Origin of the sequence: Flagellimonas olearia (genome assembly GCF_004150225.1) — a bacterium.
Lineage (GTDB): Bacteria > Bacteroidota > Bacteroidia > Flavobacteriales > Flavobacteriaceae > Flagellimonas > Flagellimonas olearia.
In genome coordinates, this window is sequence record NZ_ML142911.1 from 18,354 (window position 1) to 29,681 (window position 11,328).

Sequence of the window (11,328 nt, forward strand, 5' to 3'; positions counted from 1 at the left end):
TTTTAATCTCCTAAAAGAAGTATCATGGGAAAAGGATTCTTTCAAGTTCCGACCGCGGTCAACGAACCCATAAAAAGTTATGCGCCAGGCACTCCCGAGCGCGAGGAAGTACTAAAGCAGTACAACACCTATTATAACGGAAAGGTTGAAGTACCTCTTTATATAGGTAGTGAAGAAATAAAAACCGGCAATACCAAGCCCATGTCCCCGCCCCACGAGCACCAGCACGTGGTGGGTCATTATCATTTGGCCGAAAAGAAGCATGTGGAGCAGGCCATTTCCAACTGCTTGGAGGCCCGAAAAGCTTGGGCAGACCTTACTTGGGAACAACGTGCCGCCATCTTTTTAAAAGCTGCGGAATTGATTGCCGGCCCGTATCGCGCCAAAATGAATGCCGCCACTATGTTGGCACAATCCAAAAATATTTTTCAAGCCGAAATTGATTCTGCCTGTGAAATTGTAGACTTCCTCCGTTTCAATGTGGAGTACATGTCGCAGATCTATTCCGAACAACCGGAGTCCGCCGAAGGGATATGGAACCGAGTCGAGTATAGACCCCTTGAAGGTTTTGTCTATGCCATAACCCCGTTCAACTTTACCGCCATTGCCGGGAATTTGCCTGCAAGTGCCGCCATGATGGGCAATGTGGTGGTCTGGAAGCCCAGTGACAGTCAAATCTTTTCTGCAAAGGTCATTGTTGATGTCTTCAAGGAGGCAGGCCTTCCTGATGGGGTAATCAATGTGGTTTATGGAGATCCCGTTATGATCTCGGACGTTATTTTGTCCAGTCCTGATTTCACGGGAATCCATTTCACGGGATCCACCCATGTATTCAAGGAATTGTGGAAGCAGATAGGAAACAATATCCACAACTACAAAACGTACCCTAGGATTGTTGGGGAAACCGGCGGAAAGGATTTTATCATTGCCCACCCAACAGCAAAACCCCAACAAGTGGCCACCGCTATTACCAGAGGAGCTTTTGAGTTCCAAGGTCAGAAATGTAGTGCGGCCTCCAGGGTCTACCTCCCCAAATCCACCGCAAATGAAATTTTGGATTTGGTAAAGGCAGATTTGGACTCGTTCAACAAACCAGGATCGCCTGCCGATATGAGCAATTTTATCACCGCGGTGATCCACGAAGGCTCCTTTGACAAATTGGCCAAATATATTGATCAGGCCAATGCCGATGCCAATGCGGAAATCATTGCCGGTGGCGGGTACGACAAATCGGTTGGTTATTTTATTGAACCAACCGTCATTTTGACCACTGATCCAAAATACACCACCATGTGCACCGAACTTTTCGGACCCGTGGTGACCGTATATATTTATGAGGACGCCGATTGGAGCAAAACATTGGAATTGGTGGATGGCACATCGGAATATGCACTGACCGGAGCCGTTCTGTCCGCGGACCGATATGCCATTGATGAAGCCACAAAAGCACTGCAAAATTGTGCCGGAAACTTCTACATCAACGACAAACCCACAGGAGCTGTGGTGGGACAACAACCGTTTGGAGGAGCAAGGGCCTCTGGAACCAATGACAAGGCCGGTTCCATGCAAAACCTTTTGCGTTGGGTTTCCCCAAGACTCATTAAAGAGACCTTCGTGACCCCTGAAGATTATCGCTATCCTTTTTTGGGATAACTCAATAAATCCATAATTTCATGGCCGCTATCCCTTATTGGGGATAGCGGTCTTTTTTTATCCACTAAACCTTATAACATGCCTAGACCTTACGTATTGGCCGACACCAATTGGAAACACCTAAAAGATGAATCTTTTGATCTGGCCGTTCTGCCTTGGGCCGCCACCGAGGCCCACAACTACCATCTACCCTATTCCACCGATACCATTGAAGCCACGGCCATTGCCGAAGAGTCTGCCAGACTCGCTTGGGAACAAGGTTGTAAGGTCATAGCGCTTCCCACTATTCCTTTTGGGGTAAATACAGGTCAATCTGATATTTATTTGGATATGAACCTCAACCCCAGCACCCAATTCGCCATCCTAAAGGATGTCCTTACGGTTTTGGAGCGGCAAGGTATACGCAGGTTTATGATTTTGAACAGTCATGGTGGCAACAATTGGAAAGCCATTATTAGAGAATTGGGTCTTTTGTTCCCAAACATGTTCCTATGCACCACCCATTGGCCGGGAATGGCAGACAAAAAAGAGATTTTTGATCATCCTGGTGATCATGCCGATGAAATGGAAACCAGCCTTATACTCCATTTGGCCCCTGAATTGGTACTCCCTAAGGAAGAATGGGGAGATGGCAAGGAACTCAAAAACAAGATCAAAGCTTTTTCCGAAGGTTGGGCATGGACCGAAAGACCTTGGTCCAAAATCAGCAAGGACACCGGAGTGGGCGACCCCAGAAAGGCCACAAAGGAGAAAGGAGAGCAATTCTTTGCCTTGGTATGCCAGAAAATGAGTCAACTTTTTGTGGATATTGCCAACGCGGACCTAGACAATCTCTACGAATAACCGCATACGTACACCACTCTATCCAAATAATCCGAACGATTGCCTTGAAAAAGAAAGGTGCCTTGGAATACTATCAATGTAAATTTAACGTTAATTAATTGTAAATTCAACGTAATCTATTATTTTTGTAGTATTAATCCCATAGGATATGAGAAAACGAATCAACACATGGGTGCAGAATATCTTCAACAAAATTGACCGGATGTGGTTAAGTGCAAAGACCTATTCCAGAAAGTGTAGGTTGGTCTATGAACGAATGTGGAGCATTTAGTCCTGCCCTTTAAACTTTTGTGGTAAATAGACCACTTTTTTTGTTTCAAAGAAATCTTCTTCGAAGTATTCACTCAAATCAAAGATTTGGACGGTTTTGTAGTCTTTCAATTCCTCTTCCAAGTCACCCCCTTTTAAATATAGGATCCCATTCTTACGGGCATGGGCAGAGTCCTTTTTGATTTTTCCCTTGGTCCAATGCACAAAAGTGGGCATAGCGGCCACCGCCCTACTCACAATAAAGTCAAATTGGCCATCCAAATCCTCAACGCGGGTATGGTGGGCAGTTACATTGTCCAACCCCAGACCTTCCACAACTTCCTGCACCACCTTTATTTTCTTACCAATGGCATCCACAAGGGTAAACTGGACCTCGGGAAATAGAATGGCCAACGGAATTCCGGGAAATCCACCACCGGTCCCCACATCCAATATCCTAGACCCCTCATTGAACGATTGTATTTTCGCAATTCCCAAGGAATGAAGCACATGGCGCAAGTAAAGCTCATCGATATCCTTTCTGGAAACCACATTGATTTTCTTGTTCCAATCTTGATACAAGGCCTCCAAAGCACGGAAATGCCCTTTCTGCTCATCCGTGAGCGTTGTAAAATATTTAAAGATAAGCTCGGTGTTCATCCAAGGTTTGTTAATTTTAGCAAAACTAATACTTTTAAACAGGTTAACACCGTTCTAACATTAAGGTGTTGGGCCCGAAGGGTCTATTTGGTTACCTTTGCTAAAATTTTTTTTATGGACAAGACCACCATCCGGTTTTCACGAAAGGATTCTGCACAGTTTTTCAGAACACTGAACAAAAGAGTAAATGAATACTTCAATGAGAATGGCATAAAGAAGACCGGGAACTGGAAACTTCACTTGAAGACGATAGTGATGTTCGCCCTATTTTTGACCCCCTATTTTTTAATTTTAACCCTGAACCTTCCCTTTTGGGCCTATGTGATCCTATCCATTGTGATGGGGGTTGGAATGGCCGGAGTGGGCATGAATGTGATGCACGATGGTAACCACGGTGCATATTCCAATAAAAAATGGGTCAACAAACTCATGGGAAGCAGCATTTATATCTTGGCAGGAAACGTATACAACTGGCAGGTACAACACAATGTATTGCACCATACCTACACCAATATCCATGAGCATGATGAAGACATGGAAGCAGGAAGGATACTTCGCTTTTCCAAACATGCCGAATGGAAAAAACACCACAAGTTCCAGCACTATTACTCGATTTTCCTTTATGGATTATTGACTTTCAACTGGGCCGTGACCACAGATTTCCAGCAAATGTACCGTTACATGAAGCGCAAATTGAGCTATGGAAAGCTACCCAATCCCGTAATCAATTGGAGCACCTTGGTCATCACAAAACTGATTTACTTGACCATTTGGATTGTACTCCCCATGATTTTTGGAGGTGTTACGTGGTGGCAAGTACTTTTGGGCTTCTTTATCATGCACTATGTGGCTGGTGTTATTTTGAGCGTAGTATTCCAGTTGGCGCACATTGTTGATGAAGCCGAAACACCCCTTCCGGATGAGAGCGGGAACATGAAAAATACCTGGGCCATACACCAACTATTCACCACGGTGAACTTCGGTACAAAAAATCGTATAATAAACTGGTTCACGGGTGGGTTGAACCATCAAGTGGAACACCACATCTTCCCCAATATCAGTCACATCCACTACACAAATATTTCCAAAATTGTGAAACAGACTGCACGGGAATTTAATTTACCCTACAACGAGTATAAAACTACCAGAAAAGCTATAATTTCGCACTTCAAACATTTGAAGGAATTGGGTAAAAACCCAGCACTTCAGTACTAGTAAAATAGCAAAATCAATGAGCAACCACTTATCTGACAGGATTCAGAACATGTCCACGTCGGCCACACTGGCCATGGCTGCAAAAGCCAGGGAGTTACGAAATGAAGGAAAGGATATTATCGGATTGAGTTTGGGCGAACCGGACTTCAACATCCCCGATTTTATCAAAGAGGCCGCTAAGCAGGCTATTGACGACAACTACAGCAGTTATACCCCAGTGGATGGTTATGCTGAATTAAAGCAGGCTATTTCGCTAAAGTTTAAGCGGGACAACGGTTTGGAATATGCTCCCAACCAAATTGTGGTCTCCTCAGGAGCAAAACAATCCCTTTTCAATATTGCCATGGTGGTTTTGAACCCTGGTGACGAGGTAATCCTACCTGCACCGTATTGGGTAAGCTACAGCGATATTGTAAAGTTGGCCGAAGGGGTTCCCGTAGAGGTGAAGACCGATATTGATACTGATTTTAAAATGACCCCTGCCCAGTTGGAGGCGGCCATTACCCCAAATACCCGTATGATCTGGTTCAGCTCGCCCTGTAACCCCAGTGGCTCTGTGTACAGCAAAGCTGAACTGGAAGGATTGGCCGAGGTGTTGAAAAAACATCCGAACATCTATGTGGTTTCCGATGAAATCTATGAACACATCAATTTCGCCGGGGGCCATGTAAGCATCGCTGGTATTGATGGGATGTACGACAGGACCGTAACGGTAAATGGCGTATCCAAAGCCTTTGCCATGACTGGATGGCGTATTGGATACATTGGTGGCCCAGAATGGATCGCCAAAGGATGTACCAAACTACAAGGACAAGTGACCAGTGGTGCCAATGCCATTGCCCAGCGTGCCGTTATCACCGCTCTGGAAGCTCCCGTGAGCAAAATCCAGTATATGATCGATGAATTCCACAAAAGAAGAGACCTTGTATTGGGTCTTCTGGGAGAGATTGAAGGGTTTAACCTGAATGTTCCTGAAGGGGCCTTTTATGTGTTCCCAGACATTTCAGCTTTCTTTGGAAAGACCTTGAACGGAACCACTATCAACAATGCTTCAGATTTTGCCCTATACCTTTTGGAACATGCCAATGTAGCCACGGTAACCGGGGAAGCTTTTGGAAACCCCAATTGCATCCGTATCTCGTATGCAGCATCAGAAAAAGAATTGAAGGAAGCTATTGCAAGAATCAAGGCTGTGGTTTAATTTGATGTCATGCTGAACTTGATTCAGCATCTTATTCATCTGAAAAATTAAGATGGAAACCTGAAATTTATTCAGGGTGGCAAATCCATAAAAACAATAGAATAATAAAAGCCTCTTGCAGCATCAACTTCAAGAGGTTTTTTTATGTCTTCTTCCAGAAATAAGGGGTGAGGATGATCAAGACCGTGAAAAGTTCCAAACGGCCCAATAGCATTAAAAAACCACACCACCACTTTCCGGCAGGCGGTAAACTGTTGTAGTTGCTTACCGGGTTAAGATCGCCAAAGGCAGGACCAACATTCCCCAAAGACGAGGCAGCTCCACCAACAGCCGAAACAAAATCCAATCCCAAAAAGCCCAGCACTAGGGAACCGATGATAAACAAAAGCATGTACAGCACGAAAAAGGCAATAACGTTGTACACGATATGTTCCGAAACGGTCTTTTCATTATAGCGAACCGGAATAATGGCATTGGGATGTAAGGTCCGTTTAAATTCCAAGATACCATTTTTGATGATGATCAAATGGCGCATCACCTTGATTCCCCCAGCCGTGGATCCCGCGGAACCTCCCAAGAACATCAATCCAAAAAAGAAAACGGTCAAAAATGGGGTCCATGAGGTAAAATCAGCTGTCACAAAACCAGTGGTGGTAATCACGGCGATGACCTGGAACAGGGCATGCCTAAAAGCACTTTCGGCTTCGCCCCAAACCATGGGATGAAAATCGGATACGGGCACATCGCCTTTAAAGTAGATGCCCAAAGCGGCCAAAATGGAAAATACCACCACAAAACCAAAGTAATATTTAAACTCCTCATCACGCAAGATACGTTGCACCCGTCCGGTAAAGGCAAAATAGCTGAGTACAAAATTACTTCCGGCCAAGAACATAAAAACAATGGTAATATACTGAATCACAGGTGCGTTGTTCCAATAGGCCAAACTGGCATTTTTAGTGGAAAAACCTCCCGTGGACATGGTGGCCAGTGCATGGTTGATGGCATCAAAAAATGTCATTCCTGCCAATTTCAGCAATAGGGTTTCCGCAACGGTATATCCAAAATAGATCAACCAGAGCCGTTTGGCGGTATCCGTAATCCTAGGGTGCAATTTATCCCCTGCCGGACCCGGAGCCTCAGCAGCAAACAACTGCATGCCTCCTATCCCCAAAAGCGGTAGAATGGCAATGGCCAACACGATGATTCCCATTCCTCCGATCCAGTGGGTCAGACTCCTCCAAAGCAAAATACCTTCGGGCAGGGACTCAATATCGTCCAAGATGGACGCCCCTGTTGTGGTGTAGCCGGATATGGTTTCAAAAAAAGCATCGGTGATGGAAGGTATGGACCCAGAAAAGAGATAGGGCAACATTCCGGAAATGGACATCACCACCCAACCAAAAGTCACGATAATATAACCTTCCTTGCGTTTTACTTCCTTTTTGTGCCCGCGGGTATTGAACATGGCCATCATCCCAAAGAGCATGGTCACAATGGCAGCAAGGGTAATATCCAATGTGGCACCATCTTTATAAATGCCACTGGCAAACGCAGCTAGAAGCATAAAGGACCCGTTGCAAAGCAACAATAGCCCCATAATGTGTACAATGATCCGTGTGTTGAGCCTCATTATAGGAACAGCTTTTCTATCCTTGGAATGGCCTTGGGCAAACAGCAGACTACCACGCGATCACCTTCCGTGATCCTAAAATCACCAAGGGCGATGATTCCTTCACCATTTCTAATGACTCCACCAATACTGGCTTCCCTGGGAAAGTTCAATTCTTTGATGATCTCCCCGTTCACCAGCGATGAGGCCTTCACCTCAAATTCCAATATTTCAGCGTTTAGGTTGTTCAATCGGGTCAGTGCGAGCACCTCCCCTTTTCGGATATATCGGAAGATGCTATTGGCGGCCAACAGTTTTTTGTTGATCAGCGTATCCACACCAATGGAATGGGACAACTGAAAATAATCCATGTTCTCCACAAGGGCAATGGTCTTTTTGATGCGCTTGTTCTTGGCTACCAGACAGGACATGATATTGGTCTCGGAATTCCCTGTCACGGCAATGAAGGCATCCATGGATTCCAAACTCTCCTCTTCCAAAAGTTCCACATTTCTACCATCTCCGTTGATGACCAAGGCATGGGGCAGTTCATCGGCAATATCAAAGGCTTTTTCCTTATTTTTTTCGATGAGCTTTACATTGAATTTTTTCGTGCACAGGTCACGGGCCGTTTTGAAGCCCACTTTACTACCTCCAAGGATCATTACGTTTTTGATGTCCTGTTTTTGCATCCCGGTAAGCTTGTAAAGCTCTTCCACCCCCTTGTCCGAGGTAATGAAATACACTTGGTCTCCCTCCTTGAACACGGTATCCCCACGGGGAATCAAAGTAAACTGTGTCCCCATTCGTTGCAAGGCGATGGGCATAAAGTGAAGTTCAGGAAAAACCCTGGCAGCCTCTTTTACCATTTTCCCCACAAACGGGGCAGTTCTGGGCAAAATTACCCCGAACATGGTCAACAGTCCTCCTTCAAACTCGTAGGTATCGTTGAACGCCGATTGGTTCAGCATCAGTTGGATTTCCATAGCGGCCAATCGTTCGGGCGATATCAACTCATCAATGCCCAATTCCTCAAACTTAATGAGTTCACGGTTATCCATGAACTCCGTATTGGAAATACGGGCTATGGTCCTTTTACACCCCAACTGCTTTGCTAAAAAGCATAGGGTAATGTTGGTGGTTTCGGAAGAGGTCACCGCAATTACCAAATCTGAACCGTCCACTTGGGCATCCCGAAGTACCTGCACGGAAGTGGCATCACCACGAAGCACACGTATGTCCAAATGGTTATCGGCATAGGTCAAACTCTCCTTATCCGGATCGATCAACGTAATATCCTGCGCTTCATAGGACAAAAGTTTTGCCAAATGGAACCCTACCTCACCAGCACCTGCAATAATGATCTTCATTGATTGGAATAAGATGTGTTGTTAAATCGATTCAATTTGTGCCCTGTATTTGACACAATGAACAGTGACCGTGGCCTAAAAGACATATTCTTAAGATAATACGGAAAAAGTTCCCCGTTTCCCGGCAAAATTACACAAATATTTTTGTACGCCTCCCATAAGGTGAAATTGTATATTTGCCAGCAAAATAAGGAGATGTCAAAAAAAGTTACGCCTTACAAGGAATCTGAATTGGGGAAAAAGGAGCAGGTTCGGCAAATGTTCGACACTATTTCTGGTGATTATGATGGTTTGAACCGTGTGATTTCCTTCGGAATAGACCTGAAATGGCGCAAACGAATGGTAAAACTTCTTGCCGCAAAGAAACCCAAAAACCTTTTGGACATTGCCACTGGAACCGGCGATCTCGCCATTGCCATGATGGGAACCGGAGCTGAAAAGATCATTGGATTGGACATTTCTCCCGGCATGTTGGAGGTGGGAAAGACCAAAATCAAGGAAAAAAACCTTCAAGACAGCATTGAAATGATTGTGGGTGATAGTGAAAACCTCCCTTTTGATGACCAAAGTTTTGATGCGGTCACCGTAGGCTTTGGGGTGCGTAATTTTGAAGATCTGGAGAAAGGCCTGCAAGAAATCCACCGTGTGCTGAAACCAGGAGGCACACTCATGATCTTGGAAACTTCCGTTCCTACAAAAACCCCATTTAAACAAGGCTATAACATCTATTGCAAGTACATTCTCCCCACCATTGGAAAACTCTTTTCCAAAGACCGATTGGCCTATGCCTATCTTAGCGAATCGGCTTCTGTTTTCCCCCATGGAGAAGCTTTCAACAATATTTTGGCCAAAATTGGGTTTATAGGAGTAGAGAACAAACCCCAGACATTTGGAGCAGCTTCCATTTATGTCGCTACAAAATAGTTTGATGAAAAACATCTTTCTTCTGTTTGGCATGCTCATATTGGCATGTACAACCTCCTCGGCACAGTTCAGGGAAGACCCCATACTCAACCTTCAGAACGAGGACAAAAACTTTTTGAACTGGGGATACTACCTCGGCTTCAACCAGTACGACTTTCAATTTGAGTACAAAAACGATATTGGCCGGGACATCTTGGTAGAGAAAAGTTTTGGATTCAATGTGGGGCTTATCGGCGAAATGCGTATCAATGAGTTTTTGGATGCCCGTTTTGAGCCCGGCTTGTTGTACACCTCAAGAAATTTGGGCTTTCCCGGTTTTACTACACAAGCCGATGCCATCCGTGAGGTCCGCTCCACCTATATCCGTTTTCCCTTATTGATCAAGGCCAGTACCCGTCGTATTGGTAACTGGAAACCTTTTATCACGGGAGGTGTTTATACCTCAATGAACTTGGGGAGCAAGGAAGATAGTTTGGACGATAACAGCAGCGGGGAGTTCCGCATGAAAAAGAATGTGTATGGGTACGAACTGGGGTTCGGCATTGATTTTTATACCGAATACTTCAAGTTTTCCCCCTCCATACGTGGCGTCTTTGCCCTAACGGATGAATTGGTCCCCGATGAAGACCCCAACAGTCCTTGGACCGGAAACATCAATGCCATGCGCACCCGGGGCATCTTTATCAATTTTACATTTGAGTAGAGTTGGATAGTTGGATAGTTGGATAGTTGGATAGTTGGATAGTTGGATAGTTGGATAGTTGGATAGTGAAGTTTAAAAAAATCCAAGAATCTAGAAATCCAATCGTCCCTAAATTCAAAAAGCTATCTTCTGATCTCATTGAGAAGAATGGCCGTGGCCGTGGCAACGTTCAGGCTTTCGGTTGTTGTTTTTCCATATTGGGGAATGGAAATCCGCGATGTGACCAATCCACCAACGGTTTCTGAAACGCCATTGGCTTCATTGCCCATCACCAGAACTCCTTTGGGTGGCAATTTTTGCTGATATACCGAGTCCCCATCCATAAACGCTCCATAAACAGGCAAAGCCGTTTTCTTCAAATAGACTTCCAAATCCGCATAAGTCACGTTCACCCGGGCTATGGAGCCCATGGTAGCCTGCAGTACCTTGGGATTGAAACAATCCACGGTATCTTGGGAACAGACCAGATTCGGTATCCCAAACCAGTCGCACAACCTAATAATGGTCCCTAAATTCCCCGGGTCCCGAACCGCGTCCAAGGCAACGACCCAATCTGTCTCATCAATGGATTTAAGAACAGGAATATGAAAAACTCCCAACACCCCATTGGGACTGGACAGGCTGCTCATTTGTTTCAAGATGGCACTCGACACCAATTCCGGATTGTTAAAATCCGCCCCTTTTTCAACGGCATCCACAAACAACCCAAAGGGCTTCACGCCTGCGTTCAACAGCTCCGAAACGGTCTTCTCACCTTCCACGACAAACAAACCGTGTTGAGTTCGGTACTTTTTTTGCTTTAGGTTTACAACTAGTTTAATTTGGTTTTTTGTAACCATCTAAATCGTGTATTTTTGGCGTCTATGAGGGGTTCTTTAGGTCTAATGCGCAACGTGAC

Annotated in this window: 11 protein-coding genes; 7 read left to right on the forward strand and 4 right to left on the reverse strand. The window is 45.0% G+C overall.

The window, feature by feature from the left end; translation table 11 throughout:
* Positions 1-24 precede the first annotated feature (24 nt).
* The 3 genes from pruA (at position 25) to DN53_RS18120 (ending at position 2,767) form a co-directional block, all read left to right on the forward strand.
* Positions 25-1,653 carry an L-glutamate gamma-semialdehyde dehydrogenase gene (gene pruA / locus DN53_RS12125; protein WP_129654554.1) on the forward strand — a complete coding sequence of 543 codons (1,629 nt, stop codon included), beginning with the start codon at positions 25-27 and terminating at the stop codon, positions 1,651-1,653.
* Between the two features lie 78 nt (positions 1,654-1,731).
* A complete protein-coding gene (locus tag DN53_RS12130; RefSeq protein ID WP_129654555.1) occupies positions 1,732-2,496 on the forward strand; it encodes a creatininase family protein in 765 nt (254 codons plus the stop codon).
* A 148-nt stretch (positions 2,497-2,644) separates the two neighbouring features.
* Positions 2,645-2,767, forward strand: coding sequence for a hypothetical protein (locus tag DN53_RS18120; RefSeq protein ID WP_262707911.1), 123 nt, complete (start codon positions 2,645-2,647; stop codon positions 2,765-2,767).
* On the opposite strand, the gene rsmG is transcribed toward DN53_RS18120, so the two are convergent.
* Positions 2,764-3,405, reverse strand: a complete 642-nt coding sequence (gene rsmG, locus DN53_RS12135) for a 16S rRNA (guanine(527)-N(7))-methyltransferase RsmG (RefSeq protein WP_129654556.1) — start codon at positions 3,403-3,405, stop codon at positions 2,764-2,766. The two genes, DN53_RS18120 and rsmG, sit on opposite strands and share 4 nt — an antisense overlap.
* 114 nt (positions 3,406-3,519) lie before the next feature.
* Between rsmG and DN53_RS12140 the strand changes: the two genes are divergently transcribed.
* Positions 3,520-4,620, forward strand: coding sequence for a fatty acid desaturase family protein (locus DN53_RS12140; RefSeq protein ID WP_116217432.1), 1,101 nt, complete (start codon positions 3,520-3,522; stop codon positions 4,618-4,620).
* Positions 4,621-4,636: 16 nt separating this feature from the next.
* Positions 4,637-5,821 (forward strand): pyridoxal phosphate-dependent aminotransferase, encoded by a 1,185-nt coding sequence (locus tag DN53_RS12145; protein WP_129654557.1) that lies wholly within the window; start codon positions 4,637-4,639, stop codon positions 5,819-5,821.
* Positions 5,822-5,963: 142 nt separating this feature from the next.
* Here the strand turns inward: DN53_RS12145 and DN53_RS12150 are convergent, their stop codons facing one another.
* Together DN53_RS12150 and trkA are read right to left on the reverse strand one after the other, a co-directional pair.
* A complete protein-coding gene (locus tag DN53_RS12150) occupies positions 5,964-7,454 on the reverse strand; it encodes a TrkH family potassium uptake protein (protein WP_129654558.1) in 1,491 nt (496 codons plus the stop codon).
* Positions 7,454-8,803 carry a Trk system potassium transporter TrkA gene (gene trkA, locus DN53_RS12155; protein WP_129654559.1) on the reverse strand — a complete coding sequence of 450 codons (1,350 nt, stop codon included), beginning with the start codon at positions 8,801-8,803 and terminating at the stop codon, positions 7,454-7,456. Before trkA ends, DN53_RS12150 begins: the two co-directional genes overlap by 1 nt.
* 195 nt (positions 8,804-8,998) lie before the next feature.
* Here trkA and ubiE point away from each other — a divergent pair, with 195 nt between their 5' ends.
* Both ubiE and porT read left to right on the forward strand, forming a co-directional pair.
* Positions 8,999-9,727 carry a bifunctional demethylmenaquinone methyltransferase/2-methoxy-6-polyprenyl-1,4-benzoquinol methylase UbiE gene (gene ubiE, locus DN53_RS12160; protein WP_129654560.1) on the forward strand — a complete coding sequence of 243 codons (729 nt, stop codon included), beginning with the start codon at positions 8,999-9,001 and terminating at the stop codon, positions 9,725-9,727.
* Between the two features lie 4 nt (positions 9,728-9,731).
* Entirely contained in the window at positions 9,732-10,430 is a 699-nt protein-coding gene (porT, locus tag DN53_RS12165; RefSeq protein WP_129654561.1) for a type IX secretion/gliding motility protein PorT/SprT, read from the forward strand.
* Positions 10,431-10,552: 122 nt separating this feature from the next.
* Here the strand turns inward: porT and DN53_RS12170 are convergent, their stop codons facing one another.
* Complete coding sequence (locus DN53_RS12170) at positions 10,553-11,269, reverse strand: TrmH family RNA methyltransferase (RefSeq protein ID WP_129654562.1); 717 nt, start codon at positions 11,267-11,269, stop codon at positions 10,553-10,555.
* Positions 11,270-11,328: the final 59 nt, after the last annotated feature.